We start from the raw sequence: 17,528 nt of genomic DNA on the forward strand, positions 1-17,528 counted from the left end.
CCTCCTCGACCTTCGGGCTCAGGAACCCGTGCCGCTCCGGTCCACGGGCGGAATCGCATAGGTCCCCACCGCATGGGCCACGGGCTCCGGCAGGCCTTCCGAGTAGAGGGACACCTCTCCCACCGCCAGCGTCCGGCCCAGCTTCAGCAGCTTGCACACCCCAAGGATGCGGCGGTCCGCCGACGGCTTTCGCATGAAATTGAAGCTCAGGCTCGTCGTCACGGTGAGCGGGACGATGCCAAGCTCGCCCAGAATCGCGACATAGAGCGCCACGTCCGCGGTGGCCATCAGCACCGGGCCGGACACCGTGCCTCCGGGCCGCAGCTCCGCGCGCCCGATTTCATGCGCCACGGTGGCGGACTTGTCCCCGACCTCCAGAATCCGCACCCGCGTCTGCGGGAACTCCGCGGCGATGAAGGCCGCGATTTCTTGCTGACTTGCCATCCTCCGAGTCTGCAGGAAATGCCTCGACGAAGCGTGACGAAGTCGCGCTCACCCGCGTCGACGCGCCCGGAGTGTCCACCTCATTCTCACTGCGGGTGCCCTTGCGACGGTGAGAGCTCCCCACGCGCCCTGCGTCGGTACTCGCCGGGAGGCAGGCCCATGACCCGGCGAAAGGCCCGATTGAAGGCGAACTCGGACTCATAGCCCACACGTCCCGCGATAGCCGCGAGCCCGTCCTGGCCCTCGCGCAGGGCTTGCGCGGCCTCCTGCATCCGCAGCCGGGTGAGGTACTCGTGAGGCGCCACGCCCACCTCGCTCGCGAAGCGCCGCGCGAGTGTCGCTCTCGAGGTGCCCGAACGCCGTGCGAGCTCGCTCACCGTCCAGTTCCTCCCCGGCTCGGCGTGCATCCAACCCAGGACACTCGCGAGCGTCCGGTCTCCGAGCGCGCCCAACCAGCCGGCTCCTCCCGAGGTCTGCGCATCGGCCCAGGCCCGAAGCACCTGCACCAGGAGGATGTCGAGCAGTCGCGAGACAATCACCGAGGCGCCTCGCTCCCCCCGTTCATATTCCCGTTCGAGCAATGCCACCGTGGGCAACAAGGCACGTGCTTCCTCGGACGCCCCACGCAGATGGACCCGCTCGGGAAGCAGTCGAAGCACGGGATGGGCTCCGGGCTCGTCGAACGCGAAGCAGCCACAGAGCAGGCGCGACTCCACGCCAGACCCGCCCAGCACGTAGGACGACTCCCCTTCCCCTCGCGTCGCCAGCCAGTCCTCCAGCCGCAGCTTGGGGCTGCGCGGCGAATCCGCCACGGCATGTCCATCCCCACGAGGCAGCAGCACGACGTCACCGGGCCCGAGCGCGATGACCTCTCCGCCCTGCGTCAACTGACAGGTGCCCGCGATGACCAGGTGCAGGGCCGCCGTGGCCGTCGGTGCGAAACGCAGCCCCCACGGGGCCCGCGCCACGGTGCGGCAGTAGATCCGCCCACGAAGATGGGTGCGCTCGAGAATCTGCCCGAGCAGGTCGGAAGGATGCGTCAGGTCCATGCCTCCAGGCTAACAGCGGACTGTCCATGGCGCTCGCGCGCTGAGCGTTTCAGACAAAAGACTGAGTCATCGGCGAATGGCGCTTCCGGGGCCTGAACGGCACATTCCCCTTCACAAGCGACACCGAACTCCCCCTGGAGGCCCCATGAATCCGAACCCCTCGAACTTGTCCTGGAAGCTCACCTCTCCCACAGCGCTGTTCACGCTGCTGCTGGGGGCCTTCATGCTGTACCTCAGCGTCGGGGGAGTGTTGGACCCCGTCGGGGCGGCGACGGGCTTCGGCCTCCCGCTCACGGGGTCCGAAGCCATTCCCTGGATGCACATCAAGGCGGGACGAGACCTCGGCCTGGGGCTCGCGATCTTCGCCCTGGTGGCGACCCGGCAACGGCAGGCCGCGGGCGTCTTCGTCCTCGCCACCATCGTGATGCCCACGGTGGATGCGCTGACCGTGATGCAGAACGGGGCCTCACTCGCCTACGCACTCATGGTTCATGGAAGCGCCGCGGTCTACGGTGTCGTCCTGGCCACCGCGCTGCTGCGTCCCCGTCACCCGTCGCAAGCCGTGCTGCCGGAGAACGGAGTTCGATGAACGGGGCTGCTCGGCCAGGCCAGGCCCGAAGGCTCACCTTCCCCCACGCGGATTCGACTCGCGGATGTGTGCGGGGAGGTGCGCCACTCGCTTCTGACACGGCACCTGTGCTTCTGATGTACCCATGTTCGTCACGCACCGCGCCAAGGGCTTCGCAGCGTCTTCCTCCCGCCACGGAAGCGGTGCCCTCGCGCTGCGAGAGAAGCCAGGCCTGCGCGCACCCGGTTCCGGCACCCGCATCCTGGTGGGTGCCGGGGGCCTGTCCTGACCGCCCAGGCCGTCGAGAAGCCGAAGCTGCGCGGAGTGCTGCACCAGTTCGCCGCCGTGGGCGCGTTCGGCGCCGGCAGCGTGCTGGTCTCCATGGCGCCCACGCTCCGGACCGCCACCGCCGCCGCGCTGTATGCCATCAGCCTCGTCGTGCTGTTCTCGGTCAGCGCCACCTACCACCGGGTGGACTGGTCCGTGCGCGCCCGGGCCTGGATGCGGAAGATGGACCACGCCTCCATCTTCATCCTCATCGCCGGCACGTACACGCCCATCGCATTGATTGGACTCTCCGGAGCCGCGGGTGACAGCCTGCTGCTCGCCATCTGGTGCGGCGCCCTCGTTGGCGTGGTGAAGTCACTGTTCTGGGCCCATGCTCCCAAGGTGCTCACCGCCGCCCTCGCCCTCGCGGTCGGCTGGACGCTGGTGCCCTACCTCGACGAGGTGCGCGCCGCGCTCGGCGGCGTCGAGCTGACGCTCATCCTCCTGGGGGGCGTCGCCTATACCTCGGGCGCCATCGCCTACGCCTTGAAACGCCCTGACTTCCGTCCCGGCGTCTTCGGATATCACGAGCTGTTTCACGCGTTGACCATCGTCGGCGCGCTGTTCCACTTCGTGGTGGTGCTGCGGCTCGTGCGCGCCGCGGGCGCATAGCCCCCACGCGGTCGAAGCAAAGCCGCCGTGACAGGGAACACATCGGGATGTGGCCCCCGTGCGGTATCGTGGCGAACATGATGGGCACGAAGAAACATCTGCTCCCGAAGGCACAGCGCTTCAGCGCGGGGACCCTCACGGAGGAGTCGGCGCTGGCGCTGCTGAAGAAGCACGCCCGTGGGAAGTTCGCGAAGTCGAGCACCCTCCGCTCCGCCAAGCGCTTCATCGAGCAGCGCGCCGGGGGCGACCGCGCCGACAGCGACATCCTCCACCACGTGGGGAACCTCACCCTGGAGGAGCTCGTCACCGGGCGCCGGCCGCGAATCGGCCTCCTCATCGTCGAAGGCGACCTCACCGTGAAGGGGCGTTACGAGGACTCGCTCGACCCTGAGTCGGTCGTCATCGTCACCGGCTCGCTGCGGGCCCGGGACGTCATCACCACGGGGTTCCTGGAGGTACACGGGGACCTCGTCGCCAGCCAGTCCATCCTGTTCCTCGACAATGACGCCTGCTGCGAGGTGTTCGGCGACGTCAGCGCGCCCTTCGTCTACACGAGCTACCACGCGGTGAAGGTGCACGGCGGCGTGAAGGCCCGGCTCGTCACCGGGGACGCGAAGCACATCCGCAGCGCACAGAAGCACGCGTTCATCGAGGAGACCGACCCGCGCGTCCGCGAAGTCCTCTCACCGAAGCTGCTGAAGGTCTTCGCCGACGAGGTGTTCGAGGACGAAGAAGGCGAGGAGGCCGACCCCGAGGCACCGTGGATCGACGCCATCGACGCGGAGAAGCTCGCGGCGTTCATCCGCCGGGGGCAGCCCGCGCTGGCTCAGCCCGCGGCTCCCAGACGTCGGAAGAAGTGACGGTGGGCCGCCGGGCCCGCCACGGGGACGTGAGGGGTAAGGCCTCCGAGCAGGACGCCAGCGCCCGGTAGGACCGTCACCCCAGGCGCGACGGTGGCTCGCGGACGTGTTACCCCCTCGGGTCCATGCCCCCCCGCTCCCCTCGCACCGCCCCCCCGTCCAAGAGGGCGGCTCCCCGCGCAGCCGCGTCCCCGTCCAAGGGGTCGGCGCCACGCGCCACCACGTCCCCGTCCAAGAGGGCGGCTCCCCGCGCCACTGCGTCCCCGTCCAAAGGGTCGGCGCCCCGCGCCACCGCGTCCCCATCCAAGGGGCCGGCTCCCGTCGCCCCGGCGACCCCGCTCCCGCCTGGCGCCCCGTTCACCTGGCGCTCGGAGAGCAACGAGCCCTCGCCCACCCGGCTGCATGCGGTGAATGACCGACTCAGCGCGGACACCGCGCTCAAGCGGGTCCGGAATGGCGAGTTCCTGCTGTACTCGGGCGACTTCCACAACGCGAAGCAGCTCCTGGGCGCGCTGGGTCGGAGGCTCGAACGGGCGTCGAACGCGCGCTCACCCCTGGAAGCCTTCCGGGCCGAGCGTCGCGCACGGCAGCTGGAGCACGAGACGCTGTCGCGCATCGTCGTGTCGCTCGACCGCGACTACCGGCTCGCGCTCGCGCGGGCCCCCGACGTGGCCCAGGCGTGCCGACAGGTCTGGGGTGAGCCGGAGACGGAGTTCACCGTCGTCCCCCTCAAGCAGTTGCTCGGCATGCTCGGAGCGGCGGAGTGGCGGCGAAAGGGCCTGGCGGTGCCCGGCCTCACGGGCCTCATCCATCCGCACTACGGCGTGTACCTGCCCACGCGCACCGACTACGTGGAGCTGCTGCTCTGGCTGCCCCTCCTGAAGGGCCAGCGCGTATTCGACGTGGGCACGGGGACGGGCGTGCTCTCGTTCCTGCTCCTCCAGCGGGGCGCCGCGTCCGTGCAGGCGACGGACTGCGACTCGCGCGCGGTGGCCTGCGCCCGGGAGAACGCGGAGCAGTTGGGACTGAGCAAGTCCTTCCAGGTGGCCGAGGCCGACCTCTTCCCCGAGGGGAAGGCGGACCTCGTGGTCTGCAACCCGCCGTGGATTCCCGAGCCGCCGAAGAACCGGGTGGACCGCGCGGTGTTCGACGAGGACAGCCAGTTCCTGCGGCGCTTCCTCGAAGGACTCCCCGCCGCGCTCACGCCGGGAGGCGAGGGGCTGCTGATTCTGTCGGACCTGGCGGTGCTGCTCGGCCTGCGTCCGTCCGGATGGCTCCAGGAGCAGTTCACCCGGTGCGGCCTGACGGTGAAGTCGAGCCGCTCGACGGTGGCACGGCACTCCAAGGCCCAGGACACCTCGGACCCGCTGCACATGGCGCGCTCACGCGAGACGACCACGCTCTACTGCCTCACGGCGGTGGCGCCGTAATCCAGCGGGGGAGCGGTGGCGCCTGACTACGAGGCGCTCCGCCCCGGGTCCGCGCGCTCCAACGTCAGCACCGCCGACGTGAGCCGAGGCTGGTCCAGCTCACGCGCGAGAATCGCCAGACAGAGCTCGGCGTCTCCCAGGGAGGCGTCGGGCCTGTCGCCAAGCCCCTGGAGTCGAGCCTGGAGCTGCTCCAGCGAGAAGCCCCGGCGCTGGATGTCCGCGAGCATGCCCTGGCGGAGCGTCTCCAAGACCCTCCCCTCGTTCGCCAGTTCGAACACCAGCTCCTCCAGGCTCACGCTGACAGGCATCCACGCCTCGTCGGGAGCCCTCGCACCGTAGAGACCTTGCGCCACGTTCGCGTCGGACATCGTGACGCGTGAGCCATCGCGCTCCAGGCCCAGGGCGGACTGGTCCCAGACGATGGCGCCCGCGGAGGAGCGCTCGCCATCGACGAGCAGGGTCTCCACCGCGGTGAACCAGCTCGCGACCTGCCAGAAATGGTCGAAGGTCCCCTCCGTCCAGGACCGGCCTCCGATGCGGACCTCCAAACCGAACCGCAGACGACAGCAATTGAAGTTCGGCATGTCGAGGCAGAGCTGCACCAGCTCGCGCTCCTTCCCGAGGAGCGAGGCGCCCTCCATCACGAACGACTCGCTCGCATCCTCGCCGAACGCGCTCGCCCGGTTGGGCACGGCGAGGAGCCCTTCCGGCACCGCGACGCGGCCCTTGGAGCCATATGCTCGCGCCCCGGGCGGACCCACCTGCTCGTCATGGAACAAGGGAGCGGCGACGAGCAGCGTCGCCAACAACTGCGTGGCTTCTCTCGGGGGCGCGCTCACGTGACGTCCGGGCCTGCCATCAGGAGGGGAGGCTCGACTTCACTCGATATCCACGACGCACGCACCCACCTCCAGCAGGAGCGGCTCCCGCGCGGAGACCCGACAGCGCTCACCGGGCGTCGACAGCTGCTTGGCGCCGACCGTCGTCACGCCCTCCACCGCCTCGATGTAGAAGCAGGGGTGGTGCCCCCCGCCGACCGTCACCTTGACCTGGTGCTCGGCCACCCCCTCCTGGTCCACGACGATGACGTTGGTCGCCGCCCGTCCGACGGTGAGCGGACTGGACCAGACCTCGTGCCGTCCACCGAGCAGCAGCTTGGAGAGGACCTCGCCCTGCTTCGAGCGAACGGTCACCTTCATCCGGTATTGCTCCACGCGCCAGTACACCAGGGACGTGCTGAACGGCTTCACGTCCCCCCAGGCCAGCGTGCCCGTCTCGGGGTCCACGCGGACGGTCTGAAAGTTCTCCGGCGAGCGCAGCCAGTCGCGCGTCTCCTCGGTGAGGTCGGGGACGCGCGCGGGCTCCCAGTCGAAGAGGCACGGCTTGAGGCTCGCCTCGCCCTCGTGCCCGTCGCTGAAGCGCACGCGGACGACGAAGGGAGCGACACAGCGGGCATCGAGAATCACTGCGGCCATGCTCGGACCTCGCCCTGTCAGGGGGTCCTCCACCTTGCGGCGCGCGTGTCTCATTTTCAAGAGCGGGGGGTGGGCCCGCCCCGACCCGACGGCCCGGGTGAGTCCTTCGCGCCCTGGCGCAGCTCGAAGCTGAACGTGGCGCCCTGGCCCGGCTCGCTCTCGACCGAAATCCTCCCGCCATGCTCCAGGATGAGCTGCTTGGAGATGTAGAGGCCCAGCCCCAGACCGCTGGACTCGCTCGCGGAAGTCGCGCGCTCGAAGCGGACGAAGATTCGCTCGTGATGCTCGGGAGGGATGCCACGGCCTTCATCCCGGAGGCTGAACTTCACCCAGCCCTCCCGCGACTCGAGCTTCGCGTGCACCGGCTTGCCGGGCGCGTACTTGATGGCGTTGGTGATGAAGTTCGTCAGCACCTGTTCGATTCGCGCGGCATCCAGACGGACGACGAGGCCGTCCGCCACCTGCTGCTCGAGCTGGATTCCAGCGGCCTCGAACTGGGGCGTGAAACGACCCAGCACTTCCCGCACCAGGTCGGAGAGGTTCGTCTCCTCGGGTATCACCGTCAGCTTGCCCGTGCTGATGCGCGACACGTCGAGCATGTCATTGACCAGGCGCCCCAGCCGGTCCACCTGGATGAGCGTGGTGTCGAGCAGCTTCTCGAAGCGCGCGGGCGGAAACGCCGCGAGGCCCTGGTTCGCGAAGAGCCGCTTGCTCATCTGTGCCTGCAGCTTGAGCGTGGTCAGCGGCGTATTGAGTTCATGCGAGGCGACCCCGAGGAACGTGTCCCGCGAGACGATGGCCGCGCGGAGGTTCTCCGCGAGCTGCTCAATCTCTTTCTGCTCGTTGACCTGGTCGGTCACCTCGTAGATGACCACCAGGATGCCGTCGATGCGCCCGGCCGGGTCGCGCTTCGCCTGGTAGGTGAAGTTGATGAACAGCTCCCGCTCGGCCCCGTCGGACTGGACCATGGACGCGCGCAGCTTCGTGCCATGGAAGCTCTTGCCCGTCTGATAGACGCCGTCGAGAATCTCGTGGAACCCCTGCCCCTCCAGCTCCGGCAGCGCCTCCCGGACGGGCAGGTGCAAGAGGTCCGTGGCCGGGCGCCCTCCGAACAGCATGGACATGTAAGGGGCGTTCACGAAGGTGTAGACGTGGCGCGGCCCGCTGAGGATGGCGATGCCCAGCGGCGCTTGCAGCAGGAAGCTCTGGAGTTCCTGACGCGCGAGCTGGCCCTCCTCCTCCGCCCACTTGCGCTCGCTGATGTCGAGCGCCGTCCCGATGAACCGGGTGGCCCTTCCCTCCGCGTCGAAGGAGACCTGACCTCGCGCTTCGACCCAGCGAGGCCGCTCACCCGAGCCCCCTCTCACCCGGTACTCCCGCAGGTAATGACCCTTCGTCTCCCCCGCGAGCGCGGCGGCGATGCTCACGCGCACGGCATCCACGTCATCGGGATGGATGCGCTCGAGGAACTGGGGGATGCCGTACTCCGCCTGCTCCGGCAGCCCGAAGAGTTCGGTCATCCGCGCATCCGCCGTCAGCACCCTGGTGGCGACCTCCAGCTCCCAGGTGCCTGCCCCGGAGGCCTCCACGACCCGGCGCAGGCGGTCCTGGCTGCGCCGCAGGGCCTGCTCGCTGAGGATGCGCCCGGTGGTCTCCGTGCAGACCACCAGCGTGCCTTGAATCTTCCCGGACTCGTCGAAGACCGGGGAGTAGCCATAGGTCCAGTAGACGTCCTCGATGCGGCCGTTGCGGAAGATGGGGACGAGCTGGTCCTCGTTCCAGCTGGCCTTCCCCTCGCGCATCACGTCTTCGATTTGCGGTCCGATGATGGGCCAGATTTCAGGCCACGTCTCCCGGCCCGGCCGCCCGAGGGCCGCGGGGTGCTTGCCCTTGCCGAAGCTGGGCACATAGGCGTCGTTGTAGAACTGGATGAGCTGGGGGCCCCACCAGAGGAACATGGGGTGGCGCGAGTGGAGGAGGGTCTGGACGGTGGTCCGCAGTGAGCCGGGCCAGCGCTCCACGGGGCCCACGGGAGTCGAGGCCCAGTCCATCGCGCGCATCCGGGCCGCCATCTCCCCGGTCCCGCTGAACAGCTCCTCCGCATTCACGTGGTCGCGCTCCCGGGTCGTGCCGCGGGAGCGGAGTTCTAGAGCATCGCTCCCTTGCATGAAACAACTCCGCGACGCCGGGCACGCCCATGCGGCCGGCCGGTCCTTTTTACAGCCGCATCCTCGACATCGCGTGCTCACGGAGGCACCGCTCGCAGGCCAGGACACTCCCGCGGGCCCTGGACCTCCTGTCGGAGGATGCCCTCCTCGCTCGGCGCCCCCTCTCTCACGAGCGCCCGCGCGGCGAAGGGGTTATCACCGGGGTCAGGTGGCGAGGCGCACGCCTTGCCGTCCCCCTACCAACCGGAGTGACAGATGAAGATTGGAATCATCGGCGCGGGCCATATCGGCGCGGCACTGGCGAGGAAGTGGGTGAAGCTGGGTCACGAGGTCGTCATCGCGAACTCGCGCGGACCGGACTCGCTCCGCTCGCTCGCGGCCGAGATTGGAGCCACCCCCGTCACCGTCGAACAGGCCGCTCGCGGGGGCGAGGTCGTGGTCGTCACCATCCCCCAGCGCGCGGTGGAGGACCTGCCGAAGAATCTCTTCGCGGGCGTCCCCTCGGACGTGGTCGTCATCGACACCGGCAACTACTACCCGAGCCGCGACGGCGGCATCTCCGCGCTGACGGGAGGACAGATTGAGAGTTCCTGGGTCAGCGGCCTGCTCGGGCGGCCGGTCGTCAAGGTGTTCAACAACATCTACTCCCAATCCCTGGCGGAGAAGGGCACGCCGAAGGGGACTCCCGGGCGTATCGCGCTCCCCGTCGCGGGCGACCCGCCCGACGCGCGAGCGAAGGTCCTCCGGCTCGTCGACGAACTCGGGTTCGACGCGGTCGATGTGGGCGGCCTCGAGGAGTCGTGGCGCCAGCAGCCGGGGACGCCCTGCTACACCCGGGACCTCGACGCGCGGAGCCTGAAGGAAGCGCTCGCGTCGGCGGACCGGAGCCGCATCCCCGAGTACCGCAAGGCCGCGGACGACGCGGCGAAGGCGTTCTTCGAGGCGCAGAAGAAGGGCTGACCGCGTCGGCAGGCGGGGTGGCGCGGCCCCAGGTTGGGACGCGTCCCCCGGTGCACTCAGAGCGGCGAGACGTCGCTTGCGGATGCGGGCGCTGGCGCGGGTGCGGGCGCCACCTCGTCCTGGCTCACCTGGGAGTTGAGCACCCAGCTCAACGAGTAGCGCGAGCCGAGCAGCCGGTAGGTGGCGCGTTTGCCGCAACCCGTGACACCCGCAGTGTGCTTGTCGAGCCGCGTCGACTCGAGCTGCGCGCGTGCACAGCCCAGGTCGAACTCCGCGCGAGCCTTCACGTCGGGAACCCAGGAGCACTGCCCCATCACACAGCGCAGCTCATAGGTGCCGGAGGTACCGCAGCCGCTCAGCTGGTACTGATTCTCGCCGAGATAGGTGGGCGTCAGCTCCTCGGAGCACTTGAGGTCCTCGGCGGCGATCTTCTCCAGATTCGCATAACGCTTGGAGTTGATGGACGGCCCCATCGGAGCGCCACACCCAATCCAGTCATCAGCCCGAGCGAGAGGTTCATGGACAGATTTCTAGCATGTCCATGGTGTCTGCTTCAGCCTCCCGCTCGCGGCTCGGGAGGGCGCCACTGATTGCGGCTCACCGCGGCCCGCGCCTCAGGCTGCCTGCTGTGAGCGCGCCTGGTATTCCTTCATGGCCCTGCTGCGCCCCAGGTAGTGCTCGAAGGCGCGCAGCAGGGCGTCCGGGTCCTTCAGCTTGCTCAAGCAGATGGAGCGCTTCTCCTTGGAGCGGCCCTCGCCCGCGAGCTGCAGATCCAGGTACTTCTTGAACATGCGGTCCTCGGTGCTCGCGTTCGTCACGTGCTCGAGCAACACGGGTTCCTCCCACTCCGTGTAGCTCACCTGTGCGAAGTCCAGTTGGGCGTCCAGTCCGACGTCCTTGCCCTCGAAGGTCAGCGGCGGGAAGTGCCGCTCCACGTGCTCGCGCTCCGCCGCGTTGGACGGCACGTAGCGGTAGGCGAGCACCAGGTCGTGTGCCTGGGAGAAGCGCGCCTCGTACGCGCCCCACAGCCGCGCCTCGATGGCGTCCACGTCCTCGATGGTGGTCACCCAGGAGAACGTCACCGGCTCGAGCAGCACCTGCGCCATGTCCGCCGGCGCCAGCCGCGCGTTCACGTTCTCCAGCCGCGCGGAGAGCGGCGGGTGGGAGTCGAACGGATGTGGCGTCACCGTCCCGTGCAGGTCGCCATGCACGGCGTCGGACTGCGCGTACTCCGCGAAGCCGAGGGCGACCCGCCGGGCGATGGCCACGGACTGCTGCCGCTCGTCGCGGGAGAAGAGGTCCGACTCCACGCGCTCACGAAAGCCCGCGTACGCGCCCACCTTCACGAGCGAGCGGGCGATGTCCCGACCCGAGGTGAGGCCCGCGGCGAGGCGATCCGCGGCGAGTTCGCTCGCACGCCGGCTGCGTCCCAGCGACAGCTCGAAGAGCCCGCGATAGGCCACCATGAAGTGGTAGATGGGCCGCGTCAGTCCGCCCTCGTGCAGCGTCTGGAGGTACTGGCCGAAGTGCGCGAGCATCGGCGCGAGCCGCTTGCCGTGCCCCGTGTCTCCGCCCAGCAGGTGCCCCATCTCGTGCGCGAGCACCGCGTCGGCCTCCGACTGCTCCAGGAGGCGCAGCAGGGACAGGCTCACGTAGAGCGTCCTGCCCGAGAGCGTCCGGTCCCCGACGCGCACGTCGCCCTCGGTGACGAAGAAGTTGGCGTCGATGCCCGCGAGGATGTTGTTGGGAGGAGGCGTCTGGAGCCGCGCGCACAGCTTGCGCACGTGCGCCCAGAGTTCCGGCGCCTTCGACTCCTCGAGCACCTCCGCCTCCACCTCGAAGTCCATGGGCGGACGACGGAAGATTCCGACCACCACCAGGAAGATGGCCATGGCGGCCAGCGCGCCCACCACCAGGATGAGCTTGGGGGAGTAGCGGTTGAACCAGAGCGCCGTCACCCAATAGGACAGCCACACGGCGAGGCCGCCCTGGCCTATCGCCTGGAGCGCCCCGGTGACGCGCAGCACGTTCCAGCCGATGACGAAGCTGCCGTACTGGAAGGGGCGAGAGACGAACGCGGCCAGGCCACACAACAGGGCAATCACCGTGGTGGCGAGCCCCAGCGCTAGCAAGCCCAGCGCCAGGCTGTGCATCCAGTCGAACTGCTGCACGTCCTTGCACACCCCACCGAGGTTGCTCCGGAAGTTCGCCAGCTCCGCATCCGTGCTGAGGCAGGCCGCGGAGGCAGGCACGGCGCGGAAGAAGGCCAGGGTCTCCTGCCGCTGCTGCTCGTCGAGCTGGGTGTCCTGGGCCACCTGCCGCTCGATGGACGAGAGCACGTCCCCGTCCACGCTGGAGGTGGCGTGGCCGGTGAACCACAGACCAAAGAGAGGGAGGGCGAAGAGCCAGAGGGCGGGCAGCACATAGCCGCGCAGGAAGCCGGGAGCGGTTGTCGTAGGGCGCATGATTTCGGTGCCGGGAATCTTACGCATGGGCGGGTGTCCCCTCACCAGCCCCCTGGCGCACGTCTCCGTTCCCAAGAGTCTGGAACTCCCGCCATGCCAGGACCGAACACTGATGCCCGACACAGCCGCGCACGGCGCTACGAGCGCTGCCGCATCATCACCACCTTGGGGTACGCGATGAAGAACCCCATGCGCTCCATGTTCCGCTGAGACGCACTGGCCGGCAGGGTGCTGCTCGCCGCCAACGTACACCCCTGGCGAAGGGCCCACGCCAGTCGCGCGGCAATCAACTCCTGCTGCAGCCCCCTGCCCCGGAAGCGCTCCCGCACCCCCGTCCCGGACAGCGTCGCCACGCCGTCATGCAGGGCCACGGTGCCGCCGCCCGCGGGCTCTCCGTCCACCAGCGCGAGGAAGCAGGTGGTGCCCGACATCGACGCCGTGCCCAACATGAGCGAGGCCTCCGCGTCCGACACCTCCTCGCGTCCGAGAAAGCCCTGGGCCACCGTGCGCGAGAAGACCTCCGCCTCGCCAGGGCGAAGGGGACGAACCTCCGCGACTGTCGGCGGAGTGGGACTTCCCGGCAACTCGCGCACGAGCACCTGCTGGAACTCGCCCACCTGGTAGCCCCGCTGTGCCAGCCCCTGGGCCAGCGTGTGATGGGCGAAGGGCAGCAGGTCTATCTGGAGCACGCCGCCGCCCTGGCCCAGATGGGACTCCACCCGGTCCAGGTCCTCGGCGCTGACGGGCTCTTCCAAGCCCAGCGCGAGCGCCTGCGTGAGGGGCGAGTCGGGGCCGTTGAAGAGGGCCAGGCCCCCCGCGACTTGAAGGACACCGGAGGGCGGCGTGGCCCCGCGATTCTGCGCGGCCTGGGCCAGCTCCAGGCGTCGGGCGAGCAAGGGGTCCACGACCAGACGTGACGGCGAAGAAGAGGGCTGCATGGCGCGCACCCTCATCCACGACGGACGGCGGCGTCTACCGGCTTCCGGCGCCGCTTGTCACAATCGTGCGCTGCTTCACGCCCGCCGCGCACGGCGGAAGCGCGCGGGCGTGGCGCCATGACGGGCACGGAACAGCGCCGTGAAGTGACTCTGGCTGCAGAAGCCGGTCGCCTGCGCCACGTCCCCCAGTGGCAGCGCGCTGGTGACGAGCAGCTCCCGGGCCCGCTCCAGTCTCCGCGTCAGGACGAAGCGGTGCGGCGTGCTCCCCGTCGCCCGCTTGAAGCTCCGAGCGAAGTGCGACGGGCTCAGCCCCACCACTCCCGCAAGCGCCTCCAGTCCCAGCGGGCCGTCCAGGTTCGCCTCCACGAAGTCGGTGACGCGACGAAGCTGCCAGGTCGCGAGGCCCACCGCCTGGAGGCTCGCGCGCCGCCGCTGCCCATCCAGCCGCAACAGCCGCAGCCCCACCACCGTGGCCAGCGCCTCCATCTCCAACCGCGCGGGTGGCAGGCCGTCACGCAGCGCCTCGCCGCTGGCGCGCAGCAGCTCCCGCAGCACCGGGTCTCTCTGACACGCGGACGGAATGGACCGCAGTCCGCGCCCCGCGCCGGACTCCCCGCTGAGCACGGCGAGCCGCTCCGGGTGCAGGAAGAAGGACACCACCTGGGCGCCTTCCGCCCACGCGAAGGCATGGGGCTGCTCGGGGCTGACGACGCCCACCTCCTCGCAGGTCACGCGAAGGTCCACCGGACGCCCGGCGGGCCGCCACCGTCCCTGGAGGGACTGGCGGACCAGCGGCATGAGCAGCTGCGACTCCGGATGATGGTGCTCCGCCGTGCACACTTGTTGATGCTGGTAGAGGGCCACGCCCACGCCCTCCCAGGCCACCGAGGCCAGGGGTTCCATCCGTCTCGCAGGTCCTGTCACGTGGCGCTCCAGCTCGGGTCGGCTTCCAGGGCGACGCCAGCGTATGTCCAGATTCATGAACATCGCAGCGCCAGCCGAGCGGGACCTCACACGGGCCGCGAATGAGTTCAACGCGGAACGTCGTGTTCGCACGGCACCTTCGCTTCCGTGCTACGCAACGCAATCCTCGCCTCACCGTTCGCCGCTCCAATCCCTCCCCCGCCCCACTCGTGAACTCGCGCATCCCTGGCCCTGGAATCGACCCTGCACCTCCCCGCGCGGTGGACCCGGCCCGCGTGTGGATGGTCGATGACAGCGCCATGCAGATGGAGCGGGCTCGCGCGCTCCTGTCGAAGCACCACGCGGTCGAGACCTTCCGCGACGCGGAGACGATGCTCGAGCGGCTCACCCAGGGTCCGCCTCCCGACGTGCTCCTGCTGGACTGGCAGTTGCCGGGCGTCTCGGGCCTGGATGCATGCCGCTACGTGCGCGAGCACTACGATGACGTCTCGCTGCCCATCCTGATTCTCTCCGCGCGCGGAGCCCACGCGGACTTCACGGAGGGCCTGCGGGCCGGGGCCAGCGACTACGTCGCCAAGCCCTATGACGACGCGGAGCTGCTCGCGCGCGTGGGCAGCCTCCTGCGCATCCGGGCCCAGGGGCAGCAGCTGCGCGAGCGCGAGGCGTACCTGGCGACGACGCTCTCCAGCATCGGCGACGCCGTCATCACCACGGACCGGGCCGGGCGCATCACCTTCCTCAACCCCGTGGCCGAGCGGGTCACCGGCTGGCATGACTCGGACGCGCGCCAGCGTCCCGTGTCGGAGGTCTTCCGCCTCATCGACGCGGGCACGCGGGCCCCGGTGGAGGACCCCGTGGGCCGCGTGCTCACGCTCGGCACGCCCCAGGGACTCATCGGGGCCACGCTGCTGTCGCGCAAGGACGGCTCCGAAGTCCCCATCGAGGACAGCGCCGCCCCCATCCGCGTGGGCGCGAGCGACCTGACCGGCGCCGTGCTCGTCTTCCGCGACGTCACCGAGCAGACGCGCGTGAGGCGACACAGTGAAGCCCTGGACGCGAAGATTCGCGCCAGCGAGGCCGAGCTGCGCGTGCTGCTCGACGCCATCCCCGTCCTCGTCTCGTATGTCGCACCGGACGAGACCTACGGCCGGGTCAACAAGGCCTATGAGGAGTGGTTCGGGATTGAGCAGGACAGCCTCCGGGGAAGGTCCATCCGGGAGGTCATCGGGGAGGCGGCGTACGCCGTGCTCGGCCCGTACGTGAAGCGAGGCCTCGCGGGCGAGAGCTTCTCGTTCGAGCAGCACGACGTCCCCTATCGCCTGGGCGGCACGCGCGACGTGAAGGTGACCTTCATCGCGCACCGGGAGCCGGGGCAGGACCCGGGCGGTTATGTGGCGCTGCTCCAGGACATCACCGCCGAGCGGAGGCTGGCGAAGGAGCGAGAGCACTCGGTCGAGCAGCAGCGGCGGCAAGCGGAGTTCGAACAGCAGCTCATCGGCATCGTGAGCCATGACCTGCGCAATCCCCTGGGCGCCATCCTGATGGGGGCCGCCCGGCTGAACCAGCAGGACGGGCTGGACCCGGGTGTCCGCAAGCTGGCGGCCCGCATCCAGTCCTCCGCCGCGCGCGCGGTGCGGATGGTGAACGAGCTGCTGGACTTCACCCAGGCCCGGATGGGCGGCGGCATCCGGATTGAGTGTGGCCCCACGGACCTCCACGCCTTGATACGCGCCATGGTGGAGGAGGTGGAAGCGGCCAACCCCTCCGCCCGGGTCCGCGTGGAGCTGCGCGGAAACGGGCAGGGCTCGTGGGATGGGGACCGGCTCTCCCAGGTGCTCCAGAACCTGGTGACGAATGCCCTGAAGTACGGCGAGCCGGAGACGCCCATCCACGTCGCCTGTCAGGGCGACGGCGAGCAGGTGACGTTCAGCGTGCACAACATGGGGGCGCCCATTCCGGAGGACCAGCTCCCCGCCCTCTTCCAGCCCTTCCAGCGGGGCACCGACGGCGTGGACAAGGCGGGCCGCAGCGTGGGACTCGGCCTGTTCATCGTGAAGTCGATTGTCGACGCGCACGGGGGCCGCATCGACGTGCGGTCCTCGACAGACAAAGGCACCACGTTCATCGTGACCCTGCCCCGCCACGCGCGCAGCTCGGCGCCTCGCTGAAGTCCTCTCTCGACGGCGAGCCGCGGCCCCTCTGAATGAAGGGCCGCGCCCGGGAGCTCACTTCTCGAGGTCGCCGAGAATCTTCCCGATGGGCGACGGCGTGCCCAGCATCTTCTGGAACGGGTTCCGGGTGTCCGAGCCCGCGTCATAGTTGCCGAGGTTGACGTCGTTCTGGTTCCGGTCCGGCAGCATGCCCGAGTAGTCCTGGCGGGACGGCAGCCCGTGCTCCTGGCGAATCTTGTTCTCGGTGGGGGCCCAGCCCGCGGGCGTGTGCGGCGTGGGACGCAGGCCCACCGTCTCGAACTCCTCGCGCAGACGCAGGCGCGTCTCGACGGTGTCCTTCATGTTGGCGGAGTGTTCGGGGAAGCGCTTGAAGACGTCCGCGTCGTGGTGCTTGCTGGCCGCCAGCGGGCTCACCTGCACGCCATTGGCCGCGCGCCAAGCGTGGACCGACTCGTGGCCCAGGCTGTTGAAGCGCTGCCCCGGGGCGTTCTCGTTGTAGTTGATGCGGCTGGCGGTGCCCGCTCCGGGCTGGCCCTCGTAGCGGTACGCGGGGCGGAGCGAGTCGAGGCCGCCGTTGTGCCGGGGCGCGTGCGACATGGGCATCGCGGCGTCGCGGCCCGAGTAGATGTCCGCCACCGTCAGCGGGTTGCGCTGCGTGCCGATGGCCCCCGGATTCACGTGGGAGGTCCGGTCATTGAGCTCCGTCATCAACCGGCCGCCCTCGGGCTTGCTCGTCAGCCGGTGCGTGGAGTCGCGGACATCCGAGGTGAAGTCGGCGAAGTCCGCGCCCGACTGGCCGCTGTCGCGGCGGGTCCGGATGCCCTGGAGGTCCGGGTGCGCCACGCCGTAGTCCGTCGGCTTGAGGTTGTTCTTGCCGTTCTGGAGCTCGGCGGGGGTCGGGCGGGGAGCGTCGGGCTTCGGGGCCGACTCGGTCTTCTTCGGCGGGCTCTTCTCCGGCGACTTCGGCGAGCTCGTCTCCAGCTTCGGGGGAGCGCTGGTGCTCCGGGAACGCGAGCTGGGGGAGGAGGACGGGGACCGAAGGGAAGACGGCTTGGAGCGGAGCTTCATGGGGGATCGCCTCTGGAGGGAGTCGGTGACGAGGCTCCCTAGAGCATCCGGTGTGCCAGCCTCCCCGTG

Annotated in this window: 16 protein-coding genes; 6 read left to right on the top strand and 10 right to left on the bottom strand. The window is 69.6% G+C overall.

What is annotated here, in order from left to right:
* Nucleotides 1-18: 18 nt before the first annotated feature.
* On the bottom strand, nt 19-444 hold the full coding sequence (locus tag HUA74_RS23540) for a PaaI family thioesterase (RefSeq protein ID WP_174456337.1): 426 nt from the start codon (nt 442-444) through the stop codon (nt 19-21).
* 86 nt (nt 445-530) lie between these two features.
* Complete coding sequence (locus HUA74_RS23545; protein WP_174456338.1) at nt 531-1,493, bottom strand: AraC family transcriptional regulator; 963 nt, start codon at nt 1,491-1,493, stop codon at nt 531-533.
* A gap of 145 nt (nt 1,494-1,638) precedes the next feature.
* Here HUA74_RS23545 and HUA74_RS23550 point away from each other — a divergent pair, with 145 nt between their 5' ends.
* The 4 genes from HUA74_RS23550 (at nt 1,639) to HUA74_RS23565 (ending at nt 5,290) form a co-directional block, all read left to right on the top strand.
* The gene (locus HUA74_RS23550; RefSeq protein ID WP_174456339.1) at nt 1,639-2,082 is read left to right on the top strand and encodes a DUF4267 domain-containing protein; all 444 of its coding nucleotides are present in this window, start codon (nt 1,639-1,641) and stop codon (nt 2,080-2,082) included.
* Between the two features lie 264 nt (nt 2,083-2,346).
* Nucleotides 2,347-3,000: a hemolysin III family protein gene (locus tag HUA74_RS23555; protein WP_141647829.1), complete on the top strand. Its 654-nt coding sequence runs from the start codon at nt 2,347-2,349 to the stop codon at nt 2,998-3,000.
* 77 nt (nt 3,001-3,077) lie between these two features.
* Nucleotides 3,078-3,860 carry a polymer-forming cytoskeletal protein gene (locus HUA74_RS23560; protein WP_174456340.1) on the top strand — a complete coding sequence of 261 codons (783 nt, stop codon included), beginning with the start codon at nt 3,078-3,080 and terminating at the stop codon, nt 3,858-3,860.
* Nucleotides 3,861-4,258: 398 nt separating this feature from the next.
* On the top strand, nt 4,259-5,290 hold the full coding sequence (locus HUA74_RS23565; RefSeq protein ID WP_174456565.1) for a class I SAM-dependent methyltransferase: 1,032 nt from the start codon (nt 4,259-4,261) through the stop codon (nt 5,288-5,290).
* Nucleotides 5,291-5,316: 26 nt separating this feature from the next.
* Here the strand turns inward: HUA74_RS23565 and HUA74_RS23570 are convergent, their stop codons facing one another.
* The 3 genes from HUA74_RS23570 to HUA74_RS23580 are packed head-to-tail and all read right to left on the bottom strand — an operon-like array spanning nt 5,317 to nt 8,873.
* Complete coding sequence (locus HUA74_RS23570; RefSeq protein WP_174456341.1) at nt 5,317-6,129, bottom strand: hypothetical protein; 813 nt, start codon at nt 6,127-6,129, stop codon at nt 5,317-5,319.
* A gap of 39 nt (nt 6,130-6,168) precedes the next feature.
* Nucleotides 6,169-6,765, bottom strand: coding sequence for a hypothetical protein (locus HUA74_RS23575; RefSeq protein WP_174456342.1), 597 nt, complete (start codon nt 6,763-6,765; stop codon nt 6,169-6,171).
* A 56-nt stretch (nt 6,766-6,821) separates the two neighbouring features.
* On the bottom strand, nt 6,822-8,873 hold the full coding sequence (locus HUA74_RS23580) for a PAS domain-containing sensor histidine kinase (RefSeq protein ID WP_174456343.1): 2,052 nt from the start codon (nt 8,871-8,873) through the stop codon (nt 6,822-6,824).
* 315 nt (nt 8,874-9,188) lie between these two features.
* Here HUA74_RS23580 and HUA74_RS23585 point away from each other — a divergent pair, with 315 nt between their 5' ends.
* The gene (locus HUA74_RS23585; protein WP_174456344.1) at nt 9,189-9,893 is read left to right on the top strand and encodes an NADPH-dependent F420 reductase; all 705 of its coding nucleotides are present in this window, start codon (nt 9,189-9,191) and stop codon (nt 9,891-9,893) included.
* Between the two features lie 56 nt (nt 9,894-9,949).
* Here HUA74_RS23585 and HUA74_RS23590 read toward each other — a convergent pair whose 3' ends face one another.
* The 4 genes from HUA74_RS23590 to HUA74_RS23605 form a co-directional block, all read right to left on the bottom strand.
* Complete coding sequence (locus HUA74_RS23590) at nt 9,950-10,366, bottom strand: hypothetical protein (RefSeq protein ID WP_174456345.1); 417 nt, start codon at nt 10,364-10,366, stop codon at nt 9,950-9,952.
* Between the two features lie 141 nt (nt 10,367-10,507).
* Nucleotides 10,508-12,385 (bottom strand): M48 family metallopeptidase, encoded by a 1,878-nt coding sequence (locus HUA74_RS23595; protein WP_254623737.1) that lies wholly within the window; start codon nt 12,383-12,385, stop codon nt 10,508-10,510.
* A 110-nt stretch (nt 12,386-12,495) separates the two neighbouring features.
* Complete coding sequence (locus HUA74_RS23600; protein ID WP_174456346.1) at nt 12,496-13,296, bottom strand: GNAT family N-acetyltransferase; 801 nt, start codon at nt 13,294-13,296, stop codon at nt 12,496-12,498.
* Between the two features lie 75 nt (nt 13,297-13,371).
* Nucleotides 13,372-14,199 (bottom strand): AraC family transcriptional regulator, encoded by an 828-nt coding sequence (locus tag HUA74_RS23605; protein ID WP_174456347.1) that lies wholly within the window; start codon nt 14,197-14,199, stop codon nt 13,372-13,374.
* A 302-nt stretch (nt 14,200-14,501) separates the two neighbouring features.
* Between HUA74_RS23605 and HUA74_RS23610 the strand changes: the two genes are divergently transcribed.
* Nucleotides 14,502-16,388 (top strand): PAS domain S-box protein, encoded by a 1,887-nt coding sequence (locus HUA74_RS23610; RefSeq protein WP_254625230.1) that lies wholly within the window; start codon nt 14,502-14,504, stop codon nt 16,386-16,388.
* 57 nt (nt 16,389-16,445) lie between these two features.
* Here HUA74_RS23610 and HUA74_RS23615 read toward each other — a convergent pair whose 3' ends face one another.
* The gene (locus tag HUA74_RS23615; protein WP_174456349.1) at nt 16,446-17,459 is read right to left on the bottom strand and encodes a M91 family zinc metallopeptidase; all 1,014 of its coding nucleotides are present in this window, start codon (nt 17,457-17,459) and stop codon (nt 16,446-16,448) included.
* Nucleotides 17,460-17,528: the final 69 nt, after the last annotated feature.

This window comes from Myxococcus sp. CA051A, from assembly GCF_013336705.1.
GTDB lineage: Bacteria > Myxococcota > Myxococcia > Myxococcales > Myxococcaceae > Myxococcus > Myxococcus llanfairpwllgwyngyllgogerychwyrndrobwllllantysiliogogogochensis.

Bases quoted from the DNA above. Each gene is read 5' to 3' on its own strand.
- HUA74_RS23540 (WP_174456337.1), bottom strand. From the start codon at position 444: ATGGCAAGTCAGCAAGAAATCGCGGCCTTCATCGCCGCGGAGTTCCCG.
- HUA74_RS23545 (WP_174456338.1), bottom strand. From the start codon at position 1,493: ATGGACCTGACGCATCCTTCCGACCTGCTCGGGCAGATTCTCGAGCGC.
- HUA74_RS23550 (WP_174456339.1), top strand. From the start codon at position 1,639: ATGAATCCGAACCCCTCGAACTTGTCCTGGAAGCTCACCTCTCCCACA.
- HUA74_RS23560 (WP_174456340.1), top strand. From the start codon at position 3,078: ATGATGGGCACGAAGAAACATCTGCTCCCGAAGGCACAGCGCTTCAGC.
- HUA74_RS23575 (WP_174456342.1), bottom strand. From the start codon at position 6,765: ATGGCCGCAGTGATTCTCGATGCCCGCTGTGTCGCTCCCTTCGTCGTC.
- HUA74_RS23585 (WP_174456344.1), top strand. From the start codon at position 9,189: ATGAAGATTGGAATCATCGGCGCGGGCCATATCGGCGCGGCACTGGCG.
- HUA74_RS23590 (WP_174456345.1), bottom strand. From the start codon at position 10,366: ATGGGGCCGTCCATCAACTCCAAGCGTTATGCGAATCTGGAGAAGATC.
- HUA74_RS23595 (WP_254623737.1), bottom strand. From the start codon at position 12,385: ATGCGTAAGATTCCCGGCACCGAAATCATGCGCCCTACGACAACCGCT.
- HUA74_RS23600 (WP_174456346.1), bottom strand. From the start codon at position 13,296: ATGCAGCCCTCTTCTTCGCCGTCACGTCTGGTCGTGGACCCCTTGCTC.
- HUA74_RS23605 (WP_174456347.1), bottom strand. From the start codon at position 14,199: ATGGAACCCCTGGCCTCGGTGGCCTGGGAGGGCGTGGGCGTGGCCCTC.
- HUA74_RS23610 (WP_254625230.1), top strand. From the start codon at position 14,502: ATGGTCGATGACAGCGCCATGCAGATGGAGCGGGCTCGCGCGCTCCTG.
- HUA74_RS23615 (WP_174456349.1), bottom strand. From the start codon at position 17,459: ATGAAGCTCCGCTCCAAGCCGTCTTCCCTTCGGTCCCCGTCCTCCTCC.